Below are 26,879 nucleotides of genomic sequence, written 5' to 3'. Positions count from 1 at the left end.
ATGACAACATTTTTAAGAAATCCCGTAAAGGCAATGAAAGCCATCACAGGTGTACTCGCGCTGTGTTTGGTATTATTTGGACCTGGTAAAAACCTATCAGCACAAGGACCTTGTGCTCCAGGCATGAACGTTTGCGTAACCCAAGGCAATAATAATCCAATAAATGCTGCCTTAGGAGTAGGCTGTTTGTACCTGACTCCAAATGTGGCCACCGGGCATAATTGGCAGGCAACTGCTTCCTGCATGGGCTTTACAAGAATTGGGGGTGCCACGCCAATCCAGATACCACCTGCAGGTACTCCCGGACTTGTGCCTCAATCCGGAACATGTCCGAATGGGACCTCTTTTAATGTTTCATTGGTGACCACTTATTTAAATTTTGGAACCGGTGCCTTATGTTTTATTACCAACACTGATTCCTATACGGTATCTGATGCGGTAAACCCAACACTAACCATACCTGCAACATTGATTTTGGATATAGACAGTGGATGTACTGTTTCACTTGCTAACCTATTAAGTGTTGTTACCGGACCCAGAGTAGCAGACAACTGTACCAGTGATCCTACTTTGATTGCCAACGCATTTATTGTGAGTGGTTTTCCTGTACCGGATCTGGCTTGTTCGACTTCACCTAACCTAGGCACTACTGTTCAATATCGTACAGCAGATGCTTGCGGCAACTTATCCAATATTTCTTCCGTAACCATACGTCTTCGCGATCAGGTTGCACCCATACTTTCTACTTGTCCGCCTGATGCAACAGATGCATTTGATGCCAATTGTGAATATACGGTAGCCGATTTCAGAGGCCTTGCTTCTGCCACGGATGCCTGCGGTAGTCCGTTTACTTATTCTCAAAGAGTTTTGGGCGTGACCAATCCTAATGTCGGCTCTTTTATAAATAATACCTTCCCAACGATCACCGGTGGATGCGCCGGCCCAAGGGTAATTACGATAAGAATATGTGCTCAGGATTGCTTTGGCAATGGCAACCTGGATCCTGCTCCTGCCGGACCTCTTCCAAGCAATTGCTGTACTTTAACAGTTACCGTATCCGATGTAACGCCACCTACAGGAGCAGTGTGTCCATCCCAGGTTCTATTACCGGTTGATGTAGCCTGTTCTGCAAACGTTCCTGACATCCGAGACGCCAGTATTTTTAGTGACAATTGTTCCATAATAGATCCATCCCAGATTGGAATGTACGCTGACTTAGATGGGAATGGAAGTTATGAAACCGAATTATTTGCACCAGGCACTCCTGTGATTCCTGGTGGTAACGTTCCTGTATTTGCAGGAAATATCATTTGCAATCCACTTTTCCCAAATGACGAGGTGGATGTTCAATTTTCATTTATAGATTGCAATGGCAACCCTAATGGCGGGCCGGTATTGTTTAATTGCGACAACTTATTAAGATTTCAGGATGTTACGGCACCGGATTTATTGCTTGACTGCCCATTGCCGGCTCCTGTTTTCTATTTATCCATAGATCCAAATACTTGTATATATTCTACTGTTACCATACCACAAGATTGGTTCAACGGTATAGCTACTGTAAACGACAATTGCGATGGGTTCCCAATGGAAAGAAATGATGCAGCCTCATTTGGCTGTGGCCAACTAGGACTTCAGGATATTCCAATTTGGGGAGAAGACTGTTCGGGAAATGTAAGTGGCGTTTTAGGCAACTGTCAGGTTTTGATTCAAGTGAATCCACTTGACGCTGCATGGACCAACCCCGGAACAGTATGTATGTCTGATCTACCATTAAACTTATGCGATTACCTGGATTTAGCTACTGCACAGGATTGCGGTTATTGGTCAGGAGATTTCGTGAGCCCGGCTCCACCGGACAATCGCTGTAATGGTGGTAACCCTGCCATTTTTGAGCCAACCGGTCCCGGCGTTTATACCGTAACTTATACAGTTGGCGATGCCAATTGCCATGTGGAACTTACCCGTTCCATCAAGGTAGAACAAGATTATGCTCCGCCATTCCTGGTGGATAATTTTGGAATTTGTCTGTGTCCGGATGCACAAATTGATCTTGAATCCTACTTATTACAAAATGCACCTCAGGGTGGAGAATGGACGATTTTGTCTCAGGTTCCAAATCTTGGTGGACCGGTAACTCCGGGTGTGAACATCATTCCACCAACCGGTGCCGGATATTCTCACATCGCAAAATATGATGGAGGTTGTCTTGTCTTAAATTTAAGATATACGATCACAGATTGTCAGGGAGTTGTAACCTCTGACGATATTGCCATTACCATCAACGAATGTCCTAAAGGATCTTTCGATCTTCCGGATGATATGTGTCAGGATGCTACACCATTCAGCATAAACGACACCAATAGAATATTTTATGGTTGCTTTGATTATCAGGTAACTTTTGAAGTAACTTCTGGTCCTTCAGGTAACACTTTGATCGGTGGAGCGCCAGTAACAGGGACGATCAGTACGCTGCCACCTGTAATAATAGATCCGGGCAATGTGGTAGCCGGTAACTATACCATTAAAATGACCATCAACGACCCTACAGGCGCATTGTTCGGATGTCCTGATTTTGTCTACAATCAAGTGGTAACCATTTATAAAGATGGGGCAAGTCCAAATGGAATTACCCCGGTTTCTCCATTGTGTGAAGGGTCCTCTACTTTCCCTGTTACTCTAAGTCTGCTTAGTGGATTGGATGAAGCAGGCAATGCTTTAGTGGATGCAGATGTAAGATGGACTGGTTCAGGGGTTACTGACGGTCCCGGTATTAATGGAACATTCCAACCGGCAGACCTTGAAGGTGACGGATGGCCTGGTCCGGGCTTGTTCACAGTGTGTGCCAGTGTTGGGGACCCAAGATGCGAAGAGAACTATTGCATTGACATTCTTATCAACAATGATATTCCGGATAACGGAAATGACTTGGTTCAGGACTTTAAAATTTGTGCAACTCCAGGTACTTTTATACCATATTCTACCTTATTAGCCAATGGGTCTTTAGGTGGTGGTACTTTCAGTGCCAGCCTTTCTGCAATTTCAGTTCCTGCCATCACCGGTATCTTATTGCCAAACGGTTTCTTTTATACCGGTGGATGCGGAGATGTAAACGTGACCTATACACTCCCTCAGGATTGTAATCCGGACAATATCAACAATGATATTATCGTGACTATTTGTCCAAGACCGGATGTGGAGATCAACGTTCCATCAACAGTTTGTACACGTGACAATAAAGTAATCATCACCACTAATATGGTAGGAAGATTGCCACAATGTGATCAAACAGGAGTTTGGTCTGTTTCTCCTGCTACAACCGGACTTATAGGTATGACAGATGGTACTGCAATGTTTTCTCCTGCACTAGCAGGGGAAGGTAGCTTTGAAGTGACCTATTCTCTTACAACTGGCGCAAACTGCACGGATGTAGACAGGGCATTTATGGTAGTGAGTGCTTCCAGTGATCCATCTTTTGTGGCTCCACAAGTAACATGTGTGGATGTTGCTGCCATAAATCTTTCTTTGACTACGCCTGATCCAAGTATTCAGGATGGTAATCCACTCAACCGAGACAATACCCAGGAAGTAATCTGGACCGCTTCCTGCGGCTCCTGTTTAACAGTAAATAGCGACAGTACTACAGCTGTCTTTAATCCAAGTGCTGCTGGTGCAGGAACTTATTTAATATGTGCTACCACAGGAGATCCTTCCTGCCAGCAATCCTATTGCACCCTCATCAGAGTAAATGCAGCCAACGATGCAACTTTGGTTGGAAACTTGGAGAAAGGTTGTTTTGACCTTAGACTTTCTGCTATTTGTGGACAATATGTGACAGACATTAACCTTGCTGATTTTTATTTGCAAACAACCACAAGAGGTGGATATTGGAATGATCTGACAGGTTTTGGTTGTAGAATCTTAAACGAGACTTTTGAAGCCGGCCCGGGATGTCATCAATTGACTTATACGGTGCCTGCGGCTTTCCCTGGGGCTACAGGTGTCTGTGCCGAAATGATCGACACAGTTTTCCTAATGATCACTGAAGAGCCACAAACTGATTTTGATCTTGCTGAACAGGTATGTTGGGATGGAATCGCTGGATCTGCCAGCTTACCTACGCTTTATACTGGTGCGACTTTTGGAACCGGTACATCTAACATTGATTACTCCTGGTCAGCAAATTTAGTTTCAGGAGCTGGACCTGTTCCTACATTTAGTGATCCTTCTTCTGCGGAACCAACAGTAATTATACAGGGTGCTGGAACCTTTAGCATCTGTTTGACAGAGACATTGGAGTACGATGACTGTGATGACATTGTTCCTACATCTTGTCTCAACGAGCATTGTGAAATCCTTGTGGTTAATCAAACCAACATCGAAGTAATTCCTACCTGGACTTCAGCAGGACCTTTCTGTGTGGATGATGTCTGCATTGATTTGGATGCCAGAATCACAGGAAATACGGGTGGAGTTTTCACAGGAAATGGTGTACAATTGGATCCATCACATCCAAATTACCGTTTCTGCCCAGCAGTGGCAGGTCCTGGTACGCATACAATTTGCTATACTGTGAATAATGGTGCTGGTTGTTCTGCGGTGGAATGTCACAGTTTTGTGGTTTATCCTGCGGCAACTGTTGCATGTGCAGATACCAGAGATACTCTTCAGTGTGCTACCATGCCATTAGGTCCTAACAGTAATTTATACGGACCTCATGGTGGCGTATTCTTGTTTTCAAGATACACGCTAGGCACTCATCCTTTAAATTCTATGCTTTGCGCCTCTGCTACGCAAGGAGGAAATTGGACGTTGGTGAGTGCGCCAGCTGCCAATACAGGTGCAGTAGCTGGCAATTTATTATACTTTACCAATCCGGGATGTTATACCGTAAGATATACTGTATTGTCTGGCCCTGGGTTAGACGGTGTATGTAGCGCAACACAGGACTTCACAGTTCATGTTGGGGAAAGGCCAAATCCAAGCTTTGATCTACCGGATGCCATCTGTTGGGATCAGGTTTCATTGGTACAATATACCATACCTGGCAACTTTATTACCAGCCCTGCTTATAGTGGTATTGTAGTAAGATCTTACAGAAGTACCAATCCTGCCGTTGCAACAGTGACTCCTGTTTCTGGCGTAATCACCGTTGTTGGAAATGGTACCACCAGTATTTGCATGCAAGAAATCATTACCACATTTGCCTGTTTTGGTACATTGTCTATTTGTCTTGAAGAAGTTTGTGAAGTCATCAGAGTAGTAAACAATACTACAGTAGCAAATCCAAATTGGTCAGTTCTTGGACCATTATGTATAGACCAGGCATGTCAAGACCTGGATGCATTAGTTACGGGTACAACAGGTGGAATTTTCACCGGACATGGAGTCAGACCTGTACCTGGAACTGGACACCCGCAATATGAGTTCTGTCCTGCATTAGCAGGGGTAGGGACTCATGTAGTGACCTATACAATAAATTCCCCTGATGGATGTTCAGCTTCATTCAGTAGAAATGTGGTTGTTTACCCGGCTCAGAATGCCAGTCTACTAACTCCTTTTAGATCAGGTTGTATTGTTCATAATGGGTTCAATATGATTGAATTCGATCTTACTCAAACTTATCTTTCTGGTACGACAAGAGGAGGTACTTGGACCAAAATTTCAGGACCAAATTCAGCCGGACCGTTTAACGAAACCTATTATGGTGAGCCAGGTTGTCACGTACTAAGGTATACTGTACCGGCATCATTTCCTGGGGCTACTGGAGATTGCGGTGTTATGTTTATGGACCTTAACCTTACCCTTTCAGAAGAACCAACACCTAGCTTCGATGTAGCTGAGGAAATTTGTTGGAATGGGGTAGCTGGGTCTGTTAGTTTAAATCCGCTTTATAATGGAAATACGTATGGTGGAGGAGCCTCTAGCCATACATATAATTGGATTGCTACATTAATTAGTGGTCCAGGCCCTGTACCAACTTTCAATAACAATACGATCCAAAACCCTACAATTACGGTTCAGGGTGCTGGAATATTTGAAATTTGCCTTACAGAGACGCTTGTCTCATGTAATAATCCTGGGTTTTCTGTAAACAGTTGTTCTGAAACCTATTGTGAACGTATTACGATCCACCAATCCAATACAGAAGTTATACCCACTTGGACCGCCATCGGACCATTCTGTGTAGATCAGGGATGTCAGGACCTGGATGCGTTAGTTACAGGTACTTCCGGAGGCGTATTTACAGGAGTAGGTGTTAGACCTGTTCCGGGAGTGGGTCACCCACAATATGAATTCTGTCCTGCAATTGCCGGCCCGGGTACACACGCAGTCACTTATACCGTAAATAACGGTGCAGGATGTACTGCCGTTCAGACTCATAATATTACAGTTTTTCCTGCGGTTACGCTTGCCTGTTTGGACACTCGCGATACCATTCAGTGTGCCACTCGTGCAACCGGACCAAATAACAACAACTATGGTCCTTTTAATGGGGTAACTTTAAGTTCAAGATATACGCACGATGTGCACGGTTTGGGAAGCTTGCTTTGTGCTGCCGCAACTAAGGGTGGAAGCTGGTCTTATGTCAGTGGACCTACAGGAACTGCCGGAACAGTTGCCAATGGAATTCTTCATTATTCTGATCCGGGATGTTATACAGTAAGGTATACTGTTTCTTCATTCCCTGGCGGAACGGGAGCTTGTACAGCTACACAGGATTTCACCATCCATGTGGGAGAGGCGCCAAATCCATCATTTGACCTTCCGGACGCAGTTTGCTGGGATCAATTGGCCGGCTCTATTACCTATGATATAACCCAATTTATCACCAGCCCTGCTTATACAGGATCCGTGGTAAGAAATTACAGAAGCACCAATACTTCAGTGGTAACTATATCAGCTGGCGGTTTAATTACCGTAGTTGGAAATGGTACAGCATACATCTGCATGGAAGAAGTAATTACCACCATTGCTTGCAGTGGAGTGAGCACCACATGTACTGCAGAAATTTGTGAAGCCATTAGGGTTGTGAACAATACAACAGTAACTAATCCTAATTGGTCTGTTCTTGGTCCATTGTGTATTGATCAGGCATGCCAGGATCTGGATGCTTTGGTAACCGGTACACCTGGTGGAATTTTCACAGGACATGGCGTAAGACCCGTGCCTGGAACAGGACACCCTCAATATGAATTCTGCCCTTCATTAGCCGGCGTTGGTACCCATGTAGTAACTTACACAGTAAATTCTCCGGACGGATGTTCTGCATCTTTCAGCAGATTGGTTACGGTATTCCCTGCTAACAATGCAGTAATAAGTGCTGATGTTGCTAGAGGTTGTTATGTATTCAACAAGAGCTCTGGAGGACCTTTTATAGATTTCAATTTAGAAGAATTGTTATTGCCTACCACTACCAGAGGAGGTACATGGTCCTATATTAGTGGGACAGGTGGGACCATTAGAAATTACACACTTTCAGCTGAACCTGGTTGCCATCAATTAAGATATACCGTTCCAGCTGCATTCCCGGGTGCTGTAGGTGCTTGTGGCCAAATGAGTGATGACATTTTCTTACTGTTGGCTGAAGCAGCAGAACCTGATTTTGATGTAGCTGAAGAGGCTTGTTGGAATGGTGTTGCCGGCTCCCTTACGCTTCCAACCTTCTACAATGGTGAAAATTCTGCAGTAGGAGCTACAAGATCATTCAATTGGACCGTTTCGGTAATTTCAGGGGGACCTGCTTTAACTTTAAGCAGTGCTACAGCACAATCCCCTACCTTGACGGTTCAAGGAGCAGGTATTTTCGAAGTGTGCGTTACAGAAACAAATACTTATGCAGCTTGTGGAACTCTACCGCCAAATATCAGCTGTCCTGAAGTTCATTGTGAGCGAATAACGATCCATCAATCCAACACAGAGGTCCTTCCTACTTGGACCCCGATTGGTCCTTTCTGTGTAGATCAGCCATGTCAGGATTTGGATGTCCTGGTTACCGGTACACCAAATGGTGTATTCACGGGAGTAGGTGTAAGACCTGTGCCTGGAGTAGGCCATCCACAATATGAATTTTGTCCTGGTATTGCAGGCCCTGGAACTCACTCTGTAACTTATACAGTACAAAATGGGGCAGGTTGTACTGCTGTACAAACTCATAATATCGTGGTTTATCCTGCGGTAATGGTTAATTGTACCGATACAAGGGATACTTTACAGTGTGCTACTCAGGCAAAAGGACCTAACACCAATACATACGGACCTTTCAATGGGGTTACACTGGCTTCAAGATATACATTGGGAAGTCATAATCTGACAGATCTGCTTTGTCCTACAGCGACACGCGGTGGAACATGGTCATTTGTAAGCGGTCCTGCTGCCAGTACCGGTGCTGTTGTGGAAAATACTTTGCACTTTACAAATCCAGGATGTTATACAGTACGATATACTGTACGTTCATTCCCTGGCGCTACCGGTGCTTGTTTGGCCACACAGGACTTTACTGTACACGTTGGCGAAATGCCAAATCCTTCCTTTGATTTGCCGGATGCAATCTGTTGGAATCAATTGGCCGGATCCGTCACTTATGACATCAACAACTTTATAACCAGTCCTTCATACAGCGGCTCGGTTGTAAGAAACTATAGAAGCACCAATACTTCTGTTGTGACCATTAATACAATTACAGGAATTATAACTGTAGTTGGCAATGGAACAGCTTCCATCTGTATGGAAGAAGTGATAACCACCACAGCTTGTGGCTTGAGTACTACTTGCCGTGCAGAGGTATGCGAAGTGATTCGGGTAGTAAACAGTGTTACGGTTAACAATCCGGAATGGGGACCATTAGGTCCATTGTGTATTGACATGCCATGTCAGGATTTGGATGCCCTTGTTCTTGGAACAACAGGTGGTGTGTTTACAGGAAGAGGTGTAAGACCTGTTCCGGGTGTAGGCCATCCACAGTATGAATTCTGCCCTGCAATTGCCGGAGTAGGAATACACGCAGTTACCTATACAGTTAATTCACCTGATGGTTGCAGTGCTACTTTTACCCGAAATGTTGAAGTAAAACGTGGTTTGATACCAAATATCGGCCCTGATGTGGTTAGAGGATGCTATGATTTCAGTGCTGGATCTCCTAATCCGTTTACGGACTTCGATCTTTCTGAATTATATCTGGATTCTACCACCAGGGGAGGAACCTGGACCCATTTGACAGGACCTGCCTTCATCATCCGAAATGAGACCATGTCAGCTATGCCTGGTTGTCATCAGGTTGTGTACACGGTGCCTGCTTCTTATCCGGGTGCAACCGGAGCTTGCGGCCCTAAATCTGATACCGCTTTTGTATTGCTGACAGAAGAACCTCAGCCTAATTTTGATGCTCAGGATGCTGTATGCTGGGAGCCTTTGGCTACTGTTACAATCACTCCGTTCCTGAATTCTGACACTTGGGGTAACAATGGAACACTGACCAGAACCTGGTCTTTGGTTCCTGCTGCTCCGGCCGGAGTTACAATTAATGCTGCAACTGGTGTTGTTACCATAGGACCAACTCCTCCGGTAACACCTTCAACTTTTGAAATATGTCTCACAGAAAGAATCACTTATGCATCTTGCGGAACCAATCCTGCAGGCAGCTTCTGTGAAGCAGTTAAATGCCATCAGATAAAAATTGAATCTGGAACTCCATTGATATCTTGTTTTACTGCAAGTGCAGATTCTGTTTGTGTGGGTACGCCTATTACCTTGACTCCACTTGCCACACCAAATGATGGTATCTGGACATCCGCAGACACAGTTGGCGGAAGGGCAACATTGGTGAGGAATGCCAATGGAACAGCTGTCTTTACTCCAAGAGTTTGTGGAATTTTCGTGGTGACTTATACCCGTTCTACTCCAAATGGTTGTACCAATACTTGTAGTAGAACCATTCGAACTGACCTTACTCCGCCGGTGGTAATTACCCCTGGACCTTTGACAGTAGAATGCGATGGTACTCCACAAACAGCAAGAATGACGGCCTGGGCTAATACAGCGAGGTTTACGGACAATTGTGCCGGAGGAAGTCTGACTTGGCTGGTGTTTGACAGAAGATCCGGCTGTAGCCAATACACCGGTAAATATATTTTCGAATTCACCGCACGCGATTCTTGTGGAAACACTGCAACTGCTTATGACACCTTCACTATTTTGGATAGAATAGCCCCTGCTATCACAGGCGGTGCAGATCTTACCATCAATTGTGGAGTACCTACAACATACGGTCAGTTAGACGGTTGGTTAAATACCAATGCCGGGGCTTCTGCAACGGATGCATGTTCACGAGTAAGATGGACCAATAACTTTAACCGTAATAGCCTCCGACTGGAATGCAACAATCCAACAGGTACACCAATTGTATTTACTGCAACAGATGAGTGTGGCAATTTCAGTACGGTTACTTTTAGAGTATTCCTGATCGACAACAACAATCCTGTATGGAATGTGCGACCGGTTAACTTGACTATTGAATGTGATGGCACCAATGATCCTTACGCTCAGATTTCAGCATGGTTGTTGAAAAATGGAGATGGTATTGCTACAGATTCATGCTCAACAGAAATTTTCTATTCAAATAATTATACAGGTCTATCCAATGGTTGTACCCGTACAACCGGATCTGCTACCGTAACCTTCACAGCCAGAGATTTCTGTGGCAACAGTGTTTCTGCAGTTGCAACAGTTACAGTTGTGGATAGAACTCCTCCGGAAATCGCTTCACCTGCAAAGGATACTGTCGTAGAGTGTGATGGAACTGGCAATGTAAATGATTTTGCTTCTTGGATCGCCAATCATGGAGGTGCCAAAGCAATCGATTTATGCAGTGGCGTATCCTGTGGTCCTTTGACCGGGGCACGAGCTGCGTTGGTAACAGATCCATCTTTCCCATGGGGAGGTGGACCATCTTACAATGATTACACAACATCCATGAATCAGGTATTTGGAGCTGGAAACTGGGATCAATTGAATTTTGGCACCCCTGCTTCTACCATCTTCTCCAGAAATTATAGATTTATATACATAGATGGAAGTGATGCTTCTGCCAATGCATTCAACACTTTTGTAAATGCCAACAGGGCAGCAATGGAAGCCTGGGTTTCTTGCGGAGGAAGATTATTATTGAATTCTGCACCAAATCAAGGTGGCAATATTGATCTTGGATTTGGTGGGGTGCAGATTCTTTATACGCCGGGCTCTACCTGGGTAGGAAGTGTCAATGCTTCCGGACCAATTGTGTCTGGCCCTTACCTTCCAACCGGAGTAAATTACACCGGTGGTTTGTTTGGACATTCCATAGTAGGACCTCCATCCATGAGTGTCATGATTCGTGAGAATGGTGGTGCCAACAGACCGATACTTGCTCAATCCCTTTGGGGAAGTGGGGTGGTGATGTTTGGAGGTATGACCGCTTCAGGTTTCCACAGCCCACAACCGAATGCAAGAAATCTGAAATGGAATATTCTGGATCGTTTGAACACCTTGCCGCTGCAAACGGATATCAACAGCCTCACCGATGGTATTTTTGCCTGGGATACTACTTTGATGCGTACGCAGGTAACCTGTGGTCAGAATAGAATTCTTACCTACATGTTTAATGCTTTGGATTCTTGCGGAAACATCTCTTTGGGAACCATTGCAAGATTCATTGTACGCGATACGACTCCTCCGGTATGGTTAGTAAATCCAGCCAATGAGGTGGTGGATTGCGACAGTAAAGGAAATATTGCACAATTGAACGCTTGGTTGGCAGCAAATGGAAGAGGAATTGTACTTGACGATCCTTGTAATGGAACTGTCAGATACGAGCATGACCTCATCCGTGAGTATGACCGATGCAGTAATACAGACAGCGTGATCTACCGGTTTACCGCAACGGATTGTTCCGGAAATACAAGCTTCAGGGAAGCAACTTTCCATATTCGCGACATCACACCACCAGTAATTACCGGTGGATACAATAAACTTACAGAATGTGATCAATCCGGTGCAGGTAATGACGATGAAATTACCGCATGGCTGGATACTCTTGGTGGATTGTCTGCAACTGATATGTGTAGTGACAACATCACCTGGAGACATAATTTCAGTGATAATCGATGGGTTCGCGGTTGCGGGGATACCAGATTCCAGGATGTGACTTTCACAGCAACGGATGATTGTGGTAATTTCTCCACCAGAACTTTGCGTATTGGTACAACAGATACTACAAAACCAGTATTCTTCAATTGTCCAAGACCTCCAATTGTCGTGGCAGCAGAAACCTTCCATTGCGATGCTTATGTGAATTTCTCACCAATGGCGGCTTTTGACAATTGTAGTACCCCAACTGTAAGACAAATTGACAAGACCGGCCTGAAATCAGGTAGCAGATTCCCTGTCGGAACTACTGTTCTTGTTTTTGAAGCTGCAGACCCTTGCGGAAATAAGGATACCTGTACCCTTAAGATCGTGGTAAACGATTTCTGGGACCTTCCTTCCATTACTTGTCCATCAGCCAAAACTTTTGATGCTGCTTTGGATTCATGCGGTCGTACCCTTACTTCTGCAGATGGTATTGATCCTACCGGAATTAAAGACAACTGTCCAAACACTTTGGTGAGTTATACCATTACTGACAGTACTGGAACAGTGATAAAGTCAGGATTTAACTCTGCAGCAGGAAGTTTCTTCCCTGTTGGGGTAGATACCATTACTTATTGTGTTACAGATCAGCCATTGTTGAAAATCACGGAAGTGACACAACAATTGGGTACACCTATAGCCGGTGGAACGATTACAATTGGAAGAACAAATCCGGTACCGGGATTCATCACCACTGATTTGGTGGATGGAGATTACCTCGAGATTGGAAACTATGGTGGTGGAATAATTGACCTCACTTGCTTGAGTATTGAGATAGTCGGGCCTGCAGGATCAATCTGTAATTATACCCTTCCTCCAGCCTTCGCTTTGATGCCAATGCATTTCCTTGCTCCTGGTCAGGTAGCGACCTTCCACATCGGTTCCGGTGTTGACGTTCCAGCCAGCAGATTCTTCCACATGAATTGTACCCAGGCAGGCATCAACGATCAGCGCGCTTACATCTTAAGATTGGTTGATCGCGTGATCGATGTGGTGGCTACCAATGGATTTAATCCTGTTGGACGAGGTACCAGTGCTGTAGTACTTGCTGCAGATTGGGCCGGTGCTACAAATCCACATTTCTGCCGTGGATCCTACTACAGAAAAGATCATATTGATAACAATAGAAGTTCCGATTGGGAATTAGCGGAGTCTTGTAATGCTGCTTCTATCGGAAGCTGGAATCCTGGAAACTTGTTCTCTACTGCTAATCTGGATACAGTATCCATGCAGTCTATCGTTCATCCTCCGGTTTGCTGCAAGGTGCCAATTACCATACTTGACAAACAAGCTCCGATTTGTGGAAGACTTGACTCACTTAGCAGTGGAATTCCAACTAACCTCAATGTAGCATTTACTCAAGGCCAGTGTTTTGCATCAACTGTAAACATTGCTAACAATTGCATCATAGGTGGGGTAAGAATTCTCAACATGACAGGAACTTCCAGCCAGGACTTAGGTGATTGGGAGGTTACTTTGATAAGCCCAAGAGGAACACGTGTTAAACTTTGGGAGAATGTTTGTAATTCTTCTACTGCATTTAATTTGAACTTCGGAGCCCTTGACAATAAGGGCGGAACGTTGGGAAGTATTAATGGAGCAGCCTGCGTGCCTAATTTTGGCAATGGTGGATTCTATATTCCTCAGGAAAGCTTTAACAAGTTTTACGGTGAGCAGGGTCAAGGTACCTGGAGATTGGAGATTGAGGACAACAGCTGTTTCAATTCTGCAATATCCAATGTACTTACCAACTGGAGATTACAAGTTCTTTGTAAAGGGCCTTCTAATCTCAGGGATACCACCATTACTGCTGATTTCAGACAGTGCCGTAAGAAATTCTTGTGGTTCCATCCACAAATCAATGACAATTGTCAGGGAGGTACAATGGTAATGGAATATGTTACTACTTGTACAACTGCCAGAACTGGGGTTGTAACTACCGTACTTGGTCCGATTACCAAAAATGTAACTCCGGGAGCTTGTGATTCTTTAGTTCTTCCAATCGGAACAACCAAGATAACTTATACACTCCGGGATCTTTCAGGCAATCAGGGAATGTGCATGTTTACAGTGAATGTTAAGGATATCAACGGTCCGGTAATCACTGCAATGAAAGATCTTGTCATCAGAGCAGAACCGGGTGAATGTGGTAAATTCTACTACTTCACGCCAAATGTAGAAGACTCATGTGGGCTGGATACTGTGTATTCAATACCTCCTAGTGGAACTTTCTTCCCGGTTGGTAAAAACAGGGTTTGCATTTACGGAATAGACAAGAGCGGAAACAGAGACTCCTCTTGCTTCACCTTGACTGTAGAACCTTATGTACCTAGTTCAGGAGAGCTGGCATGTAATGATCTGATCAATCTTTCCTTAGATGCATCCTGCACCGCAGTTCTTACACCGGACATGATCCTTGAAGGTGGAAACCATTGGTGCTATAATGATTATGAAATCATCGTAACCGATGACAGAGGAGTACCTCATGCAAGCACCTTCACCTACAACGATGTGGGTAAGTGTTTCAAGGTAACCATCAGAGACCCGCGTACAGGTAATTCTTGTTGGGGTAGAGTTTGTATTGAAGACAAACAAAAACCAAAATTGTCTTGTCCTCGGGATACTGTCGTAAGTTGTATTTCTACTCTGGATCCAAATGATTTGGGTCGTGCGGTAGTTACTAATTGTGAACCTACAGCTGTAATCACATACTTTGATGAAGTTGCAGAATTAGGAGAATGTGCTGTGCCGTATGTAGCTGTTGTGAACCGTTGGTGGTTTGTAGAGGATGCTTATGGAAACAGAGATTCTTGTGCACAAATAATATCTATTGAAAGAATGGATCTTACAAAGATCAGATGGCCTAGAAGCTATGATGATCTTGATCTACCTCATTTAGAGTGTTCTCAGCGAATTAATGACAAGGATGTTTCAGGTCACTTTGTGGCTTATCCTGAATGCGTAGATGGATATTTGCTTGACTCAGCTCATTGGAAAGCGACAGGTGGAACAATTGCCGGTGGAGATCTATCCGGTGAGCGTTTACCAAGAGCTTTAGGATGGAATGATATTACTTCCGGAAAATTTGCCGGACATCCAAATCCTTATCCAGTTTACTACCAGCCACATCCAAACTGGAATACTCAGCAGAATTTCTGCTGGGGTCCTGATGAGGTGGTAAGATGGATCGGAACTGGAGTGCCTACTATAGATGACATTGACTTGTATAAGAGAGGCCGATGTGCTTTGTCCATCAGGTATGATGATGAAGTTTACGACATCTGCGAAAACAGTTACGAAATCCTCCGTTACTGGAAGGTTAGGAATATGTGTTTACCTGTCATAGCCGGAGTAAATCCGATAGAATACATCCAGGTTATTCAGGTATTGGATAAAAAAGGTCCAGAGATTGCATATCCGGATACTATCTCGCTTTCAACAGGTGCTTTTGATTGCAAAGCAATTTGGGATGTGGCAAGTCCATGGCTCAAAGATGATTGTTCAGACAGCATCAACTACGTGATTAAAATGAAAGTAGGTAATCCTGTTCAGTTGCCAAATGGCCAATGGATTATATACAATCTTCCTGAAGGTCTCCATGCTGCTGAGTTAATTGCTTCAGACAATTGTGGTAACAAAACCATTAAGAAAATGATGGTGAATGTATTTGATGGAACTCCTCCGGTACCGGTTTGCCGTACCAAAACGGTTGTATCCATCACCGGAAATCAATCTCCTGGTCAAAACATTGCCACAGTTTATGCTGAATCATTCGACGAAGGTTCATTCGACAACTGTAAAGACCACATCTACTACAAAGTCATTCAAATGGCTGAATTGTTGGGTACCAACAATGGTAGCAACGCCAACAATACAGTAGCTTGTAGTGGACTTAACGGGGATGATAATTCTGCACTTACCGGAAACCAGGTTTACTTTGACGATGCCACTTCATTCTGTTGCACCAATACTGCACAAAGTGTTATGGTAGTTTTAAGGGTATTTGATGTAGATCCTGGAGCTGGTCCTGTTGCGCCTAACAGAATGAACAACAGAACGAGTCCATTGTATGGTAGATTCAATGATTGTATGGTGGAAGTGGAAGTTCAGAGTAAAAATCCACCAACTGTAGTTGCTCCACCAAATATTGTAGTAAGCTGTTGGTTCTGGTTTGACATCAACAAGATCACTGACCCGAATGATCCAACTTTTGGTCGTGTAGTTAGTGACTTGAGTGATAGAAAGAAAGTGATAACCCAGGATTTGGTTTGTGCTAAATTCTGTGAAAGGAATGACATTACAGGTTATCCTGGATATGTAGCTACCAACACAGTTCCTAAACCTGCACCTAATCAGGCTTGTGAGTATTATTACAAATATTTTGACACAGCACATTGGGATCGTAAGTATGAATTGCAATGGGGCTTTGATGGTTATGTACTGAGCAATTGCGGAGCTAATTATACAATTACAGTAAATGACCTCCGTGAATGTGGACAAGGAGTGATCCAAAGGATTATTTCTGCACAGGGACCAAACAACTTGAACATCACCTCAATCCAGACCATCTGGGTAGTAGACTGTGATCCTTTCTATGTGGATGATGTAACTTGTAATGACCCTCGTTTTACAGACTTGTTGTGGCCAAATGGAGTGTGTACCCAGACCCCTGTCACAATTGACGGTTGCGGTGCTGACATCAGTCCTGACAATCCTCAATTAGGCAAGCCTACTATTATCAATAATGCGGACGACAATTGTGCTTTGATCTCCATCGAACATTTTGACGAGATCTTTACTATCGAGCCGGATGCTTGTTTCAAAGTTCTTAGAAAGTGGGTAGTGATTGATTGGTGTCAATATGATCCATTCATCGATCCTACAAAAGGAAGATGGGAACGAGTTCAGATCATTAAAGTAAGAGATCAGGACAAACCGGTTGTAACTTGTAATGTTGGACCATGTGAGCCGGCAACTATAAATGCAAAATTGGGTGTTTGTGTTGGACACATCAGTCTTACATCATCCGCAACCGATAAATGTACTCCTGAGGACTGGTTGTTCTACGAGTACAAAATCGATGCATACAATGACAAAGTTGGAGTTCATGGTGGCTGGGATTTCAGAGTAGGAAGTCTTACCAAAAAGCAATATGCTCAGGGAGATACTGTGGAATTCAGCCACAATCCATTCGCAGACGATCCTAAGAATCCATTTGATGCAAGTGGAACCTATCCTATTGGTATTCACAGAATCAGCTGGTTTGTAGAAGATGGCTGCGGAAACGTAGGGGCGTGCGAGACCTTGTTTGAAGTTAAAGATTGCAAAGCACCAACTCCTTATTGTCATACAGGTATCATTACTGTGCCAATGCCTTCTTCCGGTTGCGTAGACATCTGGGCAAAGGATCTGGATTTGGGCAGTTACGATAATTGTACCTCTAAAGACAAATTGAAATTCTATTTTGATGCTGATCCTACCAAAGCTTCTATAACAGTTTGTTGTGATGATTTTGTGAATGCAAAGGCAAACGATGAATTGAAACTTGAAGTGGAAATGTGGGTAGAGGACGAAGAAGGAAATAAAGATTACTGCAAAACAACTGTTATCGTTCAGGACAACCAAAACATTTGTCCGGACAACTTTAACAACAAAGCCAGAATTTCAGGTGAGCTTAAGACTGAGAAGGGTGATATCGTTGTTCCGGTGAATGTGAGTTTGTTTAAAGGCACAAACCTCTTGATTCAGAGACTTGGAAATCCTTATTTGTTTGGAGATCTTGAGATGGGTGTCAACTATACAGTGGATCCGGATCGCAATGACGATCACAAAAATGGAGTTTCTACTCAAGACGTGGTATTGATTCAGAAGCATATTTTGGGTCAGGCTGCCTTGAATTCTCCATACAAAATGATTGCTGCGGATGTAAATAACAGTGGAAGCATAACTGCTGCCGACCTAGCTGAAATACGTAAATTGATTTTGGGTATCAACAGCGAATTTGCAAAAGTTAGATCCTGGACATTCATTCCTTCTGAACATGTGTTCGCAGATCCAATGAATCCATATGGTGCACCAAGAAAGGCTGCAGTTTATCTTGATTCCAACAGAATAGTTGACTTTATCGGAGTGAAAATGGGTGATGTTAATGGCAATGCCCAGGCTAATAATCTTCAGGTTATCAACAACAGATCCAATGGAGATCTTTCTTTGGAAATTGATCAGGAGGACCTTATACCTGGAGAGTTGGTAAAAGTTCATTTCCGCTCTTCTGATTTCAATCAGATCACCGGATATCAGTTTACACTGAAATTTGATGAGAAGAGTTTGAATTTTGAAGGAATTGAAAATGGTGCAGTAGGAGTTTCCGATGCCAACTTTGGTACCATGGCATTGGCTAATGGATATTTGACTACAAGTTGGAATTCTTCGAAAGGTGAAACCATCGCGCCTGACCAAATTCTGTTTACTTTAACATTCAGAGCTTTAGGTTCAGGTAAGTTGGCTCAGAAACTGGGAATAACCAGCGACATAACTCGTTCTGAGGCATACAATGCTCAGGGACAAGAGTTGAGTATCAAACTCGGAACTCGCACAGCGAAAGGATTTGAAGAAACCGGAGTATTTGAATTGTATCAGAATGAACCAAATCCTTTTAATAAGCAGACTGTGGTAAATTACAGATTGCCTAAAGCAGGAGCAGTTAAAATGACCATTTATGACCTTTCAGGAAAAGTATTAAGAGTATACGAACTCAAAGGACAAAAAGGCCTCAATACAATTCAGCTTAAACGCGATGATTTGAATGCAGATGGTATTCTTTATTATCAGTTGGATGCTGATGACCATACTGCGACAAAGCGAATGATTTTAACGAGATAATCCAATATCAGATTAACCTAAAAATACCCCCGGACTTAATTGTTCGGGGGTATTTTTTTTGTTCCGGATAACTGGAACAAACAGAGTCAGGTAAATTTTATAGGGATTAAGTATAAATGAAACATCTTTAATAGCAGAATTAAATAGATTCCGATACCTCATATAATTTTCGAATGAGAAATTCAGATCGGCCTTTTTCATTTTAGCTAAAACTGATTTAAAAAGCGTTAAGAACAAAATACTGTTTGAGCTCGCATGCAGATAATCTGATAAATATATGACAGTAAGGCCAAGAGCTATTATTGCTGCTTAATGCGAGTTTATTTTGTTTAGCTTTTTAAAACAGTTTTAGCGTTAAGAAATGAAAACAGCCTTGATTTTTTTTGGTTCTTTTTTGTGTCAAGACAAAAAAGAACAATGATAATAGGATGGAATTTAGGACAACTTTAGTGAATAACGGGGTTCGCAAAACTGGTTTCTCCCCAAATTTTTGACTTGACCCAGCAAACAGTAAGTTGAAATCTGAGAAGACTATTGTTTGATTTGGGTTTGAAGAAATCAAAGTACACAACGTTTAACACAATTAATGCTTTAAGGCTATGAGATAAAAGAGAAAGAACCTAAAGGAACAAGCGTTCCAATAAATGAACCCTCTGTGATCATCAACAAAGCAGTGAGCGACTTTTCCTTAAGTGATTGATTTGTCCGACCAATAACAAACGCGGCGACTTTTAGCGCTACCCTGACTAACTGCTTCCAGCTTGTAGGTCTGTTTAACTACATGTAAAAGACAGGCCAGCCCGATGGAGTCATCAGGCGAGATGCGAAAGTTTGAGAGTTAGTATTTACCAACCATAGTGGTTCCTTAGATGTGGGTGACGAATCGAAATCCGGCTTTTGGAAGAGTCAAGCACCTAATTGATTCAAGGGAAGGAGTTCTTTACCCACTGGCGGAAAATGTGCGACTTTTGGTGCTCGTCCAGGAGGTAAGTGCGAAAGCGGTATTTTAGATATTTGGAAGTGTTTTGACTTGGAATAGAAATTCTAATGCATAGAATGGTTTGAATATTTAATCTATCATTTCTTGCATGTTCGAAACAAATAATTGTTTTCAATTTGTGTCATTCAAAGACAGTTTAATCTAAACCCCCAAACACATCATTGCTTCAGATCATTTGGGTTCAATAGATTTGACATCAATCCTACGCTACTTTGAAACAGGGCATTCGAATTTTAGCTAATATTACCTTGGAAGTTGGAAAATTTGAACATCTAATTTTAGACCAGAATATGTCTAATGGGCCCCCACTTTACTAGACTCATTTCTATAAGCTTCAAGTCCGCAGTCTAGAAATTGATTATAAGATTCTACGCCCTCTCTGTAACCTCTCGGCTTAGCCAAAACTTTTTCATCCGGACTCATCATCACATAGAGTGGTTGAGAATTCTGATTAAAGTTTACAATCTGAAAATCTGCCCACTTGTTACCGACATTGCGAATCGGACTTTTGGTAACTGATGAAACCAATTGAGAATCAAGAGGGGCTCTGTCATCTACATATAAAGACACCAACACAAAATCCTCGTTCAACTTCTTTCGAATCTTATCATTGACCCAAATATGTTCTTCTGTCTTACGACAATTCACACAACCATAACCTGTAAAATCTACGAATAACGGCTTGCCGGTTTCCTTCGCATAGGCAAGACCCTCATGGTAATCTTTAAAACAATCTATGTTGTTGGCGCACTTAGTGAAGGACGGATATTTCGATTTGATATCGGAGTTGATTACGGGGTCAGGTAAAAAATAATTGTAAGTTGAAGGTGGTGCCAGACCGCTCATGATGGACAAGGAATGGTATGATCCATACTCAGGAACATATCTGAAACCACTACCAAGGTAAAAGGTCAGAAATAAAGCGCCAAGGGCAAAAATCCAACGTACTGGCCCCAGTTTTTTGACTGGACTGTCATGGGGGAATTTTATAAACCCAAAAAGATAAATGGTCATCAGGGCAAATATCAATACCCACAAACCCATAAAAATCTCATATCCTAATATACCCCAATGCTTGGTCATGTCGGCTACAGATAAAAACTTTAATGCCAGCGCCAATTCAAGAAAACCAAGAACAACTTTGACACTGGACATCCACGACCCGGACTTGGGAAGGCTGTTCAGCCAGGCAGGAAAAGCCGCAAATAAGCCAAAAGGTAAAGCCAATGCAAGAGAAAAACCAAACATCACGATGGCTGGTCCTACAGGGTCTTTGGCTGATTCCACAATGGCGGAGCCGATGATTGGACCGGTACAGGAGAATGAAACAATAGCAAGTGTGAAAGCCATAAAAAAGGTTCCAATCAAACCACCCTTGTCAGCCATAGAGTCGGTTTTGTTTGACCAACTGCTGGGAAGTGTGATTTCAAAATACCCAAAAAATGAAAATGCAAAAATTACGAAAATGATAAAAAACAAAACGTTTGCCACCCAATTGGTAGACAATTCATTTAAAGCTGTAGCACCAAATGCTGCGGTAATTAACAGACCAATGGCGACATAAATTACAATAATGCTAAGGCCATAAATCAACCCATTTTTAACACCAGATTTACGGTCCTTACTCCCTTTAGTAAAGAAGGAAACGGTCAACGGTATCATTGGAAACACACAGGGTGTAAGCAATGCAAGCAATCCTCCCAGAAAACCAAATAGAAGAGTCCACAAGTAATTAGTACCCCTGACTCTCTCTTCACCGCAATTACCGGCTGGATTAGCTAAAGTGCTTGCAATAGTTGGAATGGTCTGATCAATATTATTGCCATCGATGATTGCGCCGGTAGAGGTCCCTGCACCCTCCAGCATTATTTTTACATTTTTAGGGTCTATTTCGAAACCCAGACTTTTTGGCGGCAGACATTTACTTGCATCGCAGGTCTGATACGTGAACATCCCTTTGATGGGTATCGAGAGGTCGGTTATATCAATATTTTGTGCAAAAACTACCTTGTCTTTGTATTTGATCAGCTCCATTTCAAAGATCTCATCAAAACCTCTAATCTGATGTTCACTGGTTTCCAAAAGTTCCCCGTTGATTTTATAAGAGGACCCAGCCTCCCAGTCAATTGATGTTGGGATAGGTCCATCGTCTCCTATTTTATTGGAATAAATGAACCAGTCCTGATCAATTTTAACATCAAATTCTACCTGATAACTGGTTTCCGATATTTTTTTAATTCTGGCCTGAACTTTAACCGGGTCGAATATTTCACTGGAACCGGCCTGGTCGTTCATATTAATACTGATGGGTTTATTGACTTCAAGGGCCACATCTGTGGAAGCAGTCGAACTTCCAAGGTTAAATACAAAATCTTTGGGAGTAGGGGGGATACACTGCTCACTGTCACAACTCATGTAATATACAGATGCTCTGATTGGCTTGGAGAGGTCACTCACTTTAATCTTCTGGACAAAATCTACATGGTCGTAATATTTGCTGACGATTTTATTTTCGAATAAAGGCTCCGGCCCCTCCTTCTTTTTACCTACTTCTTCCGTTTTTCCAATCACTTCAAAATGGGAAGCTTTGGTAAAACTCACTTCAGTAGGAGATGCAGCTTCCGGATCTGAGGATTGGCTATAAATAGCCCAGCCTTTGTCAAGTTTAGCCTTAAAGATTAATTCGTATTCTTTGTCGCTGACTTTTTTGGTTTCAGTCGTCCAATGCACAGGATCCAATATTTGAGCACTGGAAATAAGACATGAAACAAAAAGAAACATCAAGCTAATAGACAACTTCATATATTTTGTTTTTACAAATTTAGGATAAAACAGAAAGGAAGAAGAATGTGGATCAAGCTTTTAACGGTTAATTAACCAGCTTATGCAATGAGTGCGTAATGTTCTTTTAGCCAGGAGAAAAGGCTTTGAAACAAATATTTTCCATCAGTATTACCCAAGGCTTCTTCGGAGGCTCTTTCAGGATGTGGCATCATTCCGCAAACATTTCGGGTTTCGTTACAGATCCCCGCAATGTTCAGGCACGAACCATTAATGTTGGACGCTGCTGTTACACGACCCTCTTCATCGCAATATTGGAAAAGAATTTGGTTGTGCAGATTTAAATTGGCCAAGGTAGTTTCATCAGCATAATATCGACCCTCTGCATGGGCAATTGGAATTTTATAGACCCGGTTAAGATCCAGGTCATAAGTCAATGGACTTTCCTTGGTGGCGGCTTTTAGATACACATTTTTGCAAATAAAATGCTGATTTTCATTGAGCAGTAATTGCCCGGGTAAAAGTCCGGCCTCACATAATATTTGGAACCCATTGCAAATTCCTATTACCATACCTCCATTATTTGCAAAGCGAATGACTTCTTCCATAATTGGACTGAATCTGGCAATCGCGCCACATCGGAGATAATCGCCAAAGGAAAATCCTCCCGGGATAAAAATGCAATCCCCCGGATTGAATCCGACCAATTTAGTTTCTTTGTGCCAGATGTGAACAACTTTATATCCAAAGACTTCTCCAAGGACATACAACATGTCATCATCACAATTTGAACCCGGAAAAGTGATTACACCAAATTTCATAATTACCAGTTTTGTAGTTGCAAAAATAAGGCCGAAAAGACAAAGATCAGGTGAAGCGTTTCTAAAATTAAAGGATTTTTAATCCTCGTTACCAATAAGCCTATCAGAAAAGAAATGGGTGTAATCAATAAAGTAAGATGACTGATGCTGCTTACATCCAAAAACAGCATCGAAAAAAATGAAATCAGCAAAGTCCAAAAAATCAGATCATAATACTTCTGAATGATGATGGAACGTCTGATTTGAAAAAAATTATACTGCGCCAACACAATCGACAACATCAGAAACACCATTCCCATATGGAAAAGACCCCGTGATCCAAAATGAAATGAAAAAATATATGGCTTAAAGTAGCCACCTCCTTCCAAGGGAAAAAATAAATGTTCACTTTCAAAAAAATATAAGAAAGTAAAAAGTAAAAAATGCACGTTAAAATATCCTGCAATAATTTGGATAACTTCTCTAAAAGAAATACCCCTCAAAAGTATGATGGCCACAACACCCAGAAAAATATAAATATAATAAGGCAAGTAAAAAAGACTGGCCAGGCCAATAAACAATCCAAAATTAAATAATTGAAGCGGCACTGTTTTTTTAACGTATATATCCAGAATGTAACCAAGCGCGAGTATGAAAAATAAATTGGCTACTAATACAGGTCCAAAATTGATAGTCTCCTGGTGGAAACTGCAAAACAAAATATAAATAACACCGGGAAACAATTGGGCATCCTGGTTCATTCTGAATTTATTTACAATCCGATTGATCAGAATGGCCTGGATTGCTATTAAGAACGCAGAAGCAATAAAAGTAAAGGAAAGATCCTGAATGTAATCTTTAAAAACCAGATTGAAAAACCAGTTTTTTGGTTCGTTGACCAAAGGAAGAGGCCGAAACCAGGATCCCAGATGTAGAATAAACGCATATGGAATTATCAGGAGGACATTGAAAAGCATATTTTTCCTGAAAAGCTGGAGCACTAAGCGGTATTTTTGTGCAAGATAGGCTATTCTGCTCAATCCGGAGACCCTACGCAAGTCCAAATGATTGGAAGAATTGTTTAATCATCACCCGATTACCCTATCTTTGGACCCAAGATCATGAAAGTTAGTCTCGACGAAATTAAGTTGCCAATTAAAGAGGAACTCAGCCAATTCGGTACTCATTTTAAGAAAGCGATTGCAAGTAAAGTTCCCCTTCTGGATAAAATTAGCTACTACATAGTTAAAACAAAAGGTAAGCAATTCAGGCCACTGATTAGTTTGCTTTCTGCCAAAGTATTTGGTCCCATTAATGAGCATTCTTTTTCTGCTGCAACCATGGTGGAGCTGTTGCATACGGCCACTTTAGTCCATGATGACGTCGTTGATGATTCTGAGCAAAGAAGAGGTTTTTTCTCGATCAACGCCTTATGGAAAAATAAAATTGCGGTACTTGTTGGTGACTATCTGTTGTCACGCGGATTGTTGGTTGCATTGGAAAGAGATCAGTTTTCGATGTTAAAAATTTTGTCGCAGGCAGTCACAGATATGAGTGAAGGCGAGTTGTTGCAGTTGGAAAAAGCCCGGCGGCTAGACATCAACGAAGAAATTTATTACCGGATCATCCGGCAAAAGACAGCCTCCCTGATCGCTGCTTCAGTCAGTTGTGGAGTGTTGAGTACCAATCAGAATCCTGAAATGCTTAAATTGATGCACCAGTTTGGCTCCGATTTGGGAATGGCTTTTCAAATCAAAGATGATCTGATGGATTTGTCTGAAGAGAGTGTAGGTAAGCCAAGGATCAATGACATTAAAGAAAAGAAAATGACATTGCCTTTAATAGTTGCATTGAAAAATGCACCGCAGCCAAAATCCAGGCAATTGATTAATCAGATCCGTGCCAATTCAGAAGACCCAAAGGTAATTCAAGCAGCCATTCGTTTTATTCTTGATCATAATGGGGTTGTGGAAGCTACCAAAAGTATGATTGAATTTCGCGATAAGGCCTTGATTTCTTTGAAGACTTTACCGGATAATGATGCACGCGCATCACTTGAAAAAATCTGTTATTTTGTAACGGAAAGAGACAAATAGTACAGTCCGGTATTTGTCCTTCATATCATACCGAATGATCTTCTATTCTTAATAGGAGCCATGCTTTGAGAATTGAAATGTGGACTGCAATCAAATTTAGATCAATTGAAATTTTAAGATTAAAGATTCTTTTGTATTTGGATCATAAAAGATTACACGAAAAAAGTTCCTTTAGTTGACATATTTAATTTTACAATGTATCTTCGCAACGATTTTAAAATTTTATATATATTAAAGCTGAATATTTTTCCAAGGGTAAAGTATTACTGAGTGCAGAATACTTGGTTTTACATGGCGCAACTTGCCTGGCCCTGCCTACGAAATTAGGACAGCGGATGAAGGTTCAGGAATTGTCGGGTTCAGAGGTGTTATGGAACTCATATGACAATCAGGGGAAGAAATGGTTTGAAGCGGAGATTGACCTTATGGGCCTCGATGTGGTTAAATCCACCGACGAAGCAGCGGCAAAATACCTTAGAAAAATTTTTAAAGCTTGTTGCAACAACAATTCTGAATTTCTTTCACACTGGAAAAAATACAAAGTGGATCACTATCTGGACTTCCCTTTAAACTGGGGTCTGGGATCTTCTTCTACTTTAATTAATAATATGGCATCCTGGGCAGATGTCAACCCTTATCATCTTTATTTTGATGTTGAGAATGGTTCTGGTTACGATGTAGCATGTGCAAATGCGGAAGGCCCCATTCTTTATACCCTTGGAGATGGAAGTATTGATCTGGAAGAAGTGGACTTTCATCCAATCTATTCTTCGCAACTTTATTTCTTGCCACTTCAAACCAAAGTCAATTCTCGCGAGGCGGTCAAAATAGCTCGTACCAAAAATCCTGATAAGAGCCTTATTAAAAAAGCCAGTGACATGACGGAGAAGTTGTTGGATCTCAAATCTCTCTCTGGTTTTGAAAATTGGGTCAATGAACATGAGAAAATGATGGCGGACTACCTTGGGGAAACTAAAGTGAAAGATCGGTTGTTCAGTGACTATTGGGGTGCTGTAAAAAGCCTTGGTGCATGGGGAGGAGACATGGTCTTGGTTTCCAGTGAAAAATCTCAAAAGGAAACTGAAGATTATTTTGCCGGCAAAGGGTTTTCAAAGCTTATCCCGTTTAAGGATCTGGTGGACTAAGAATTGCTTT

Annotated in this window: 6 protein-coding genes; 3 read left to right on the top strand and 3 right to left on the bottom strand. The window is 42.3% G+C overall.

Annotated elements, in window-relative coordinates:
- The gene (locus IPJ53_17095; protein ID MBK7800819.1) at positions 1-19,047 is read left to right on the top strand and encodes an HYR domain-containing protein; all 19,047 of its coding nucleotides are present in this window, start codon (positions 1-3) and stop codon (positions 19,045-19,047) included.
- Between the two features lie 1,294 nt (positions 19,048-20,341).
- Here the strand turns inward: IPJ53_17095 and IPJ53_17090 are convergent.
- From IPJ53_17090 to IPJ53_17080, 3 genes are all read right to left on the bottom strand, one after another.
- Positions 20,342-22,849 carry a thioredoxin family protein gene (locus IPJ53_17090; protein ID MBK7800818.1) on the bottom strand — a complete coding sequence of 836 codons (2,508 nt, stop codon included), beginning with the start codon at positions 22,847-22,849 and terminating at the stop codon, positions 20,342-20,344.
- An 80-nt stretch (positions 22,850-22,929) separates the two neighbouring features.
- Positions 22,930-23,649 carry a phosphoribosylformylglycinamidine synthase subunit PurQ gene (gene purQ, locus IPJ53_17085; protein MBK7800817.1) on the bottom strand — a complete coding sequence of 240 codons (720 nt, stop codon included), beginning with the start codon at positions 23,647-23,649 and terminating at the stop codon, positions 22,930-22,932.
- A 2-nt stretch (positions 23,650-23,651) separates the two neighbouring features.
- Entirely contained in the window at positions 23,652-24,686 is a 1,035-nt protein-coding gene (locus IPJ53_17080; protein ID MBK7800816.1) for a hypothetical protein, read from the bottom strand.
- Positions 24,687-24,749: 63 nt separating this feature from the next.
- Between IPJ53_17080 and IPJ53_17075 the strand changes: the two genes are divergently transcribed.
- Together IPJ53_17075 and IPJ53_17070 are read left to right on the top strand one after the other, a co-directional pair.
- Complete coding sequence (locus IPJ53_17075; protein MBK7800815.1) at positions 24,750-25,724, top strand: polyprenyl synthetase family protein; 975 nt, start codon at positions 24,750-24,752, stop codon at positions 25,722-25,724.
- 335 nt (positions 25,725-26,059) lie between these two features.
- Positions 26,060-26,869, top strand: a complete 810-nt coding sequence (locus tag IPJ53_17070; protein ID MBK7800814.1) for a GHMP kinase — start codon at positions 26,060-26,062, stop codon at positions 26,867-26,869.
- Positions 26,870-26,879 lie beyond the last annotated feature (10 nt).

The sequence above is a fragment of the Candidatus Vicinibacter affinis genome, from assembly GCA_016714365.1.
In the GTDB taxonomy this organism is placed as follows: domain Bacteria; phylum Bacteroidota; class Bacteroidia; order Chitinophagales; family Saprospiraceae; genus Vicinibacter; species Vicinibacter affinis.
Note: the sequence above shows the minus strand (reverse complement) of the source record. Positions and strands in the feature narration are given on the sequence as shown.

Bases quoted from the DNA above. Each gene is read 5' to 3' on its own strand.
- IPJ53_17095 (MBK7800819.1), top strand. From the start codon at position 1: ATGACAACATTTTTAAGAAATCCCGTAAAGGCAATGAAAGCCATCACA.
- IPJ53_17090 (MBK7800818.1), bottom strand. From the start codon at position 22,849: ATGAAGTTGTCTATTAGCTTGATGTTTCTTTTTGTTTCATGTCTTATT.
- purQ (MBK7800817.1), bottom strand. From the start codon at position 23,649: ATGAAATTTGGTGTAATCACTTTTCCGGGTTCAAATTGTGATGATGAC.
- IPJ53_17075 (MBK7800815.1), top strand. From the start codon at position 24,750: ATGAAAGTTAGTCTCGACGAAATTAAGTTGCCAATTAAAGAGGAACTC.
- IPJ53_17070 (MBK7800814.1), top strand. From the start codon at position 26,060: ATGAAGGTTCAGGAATTGTCGGGTTCAGAGGTGTTATGGAACTCATAT.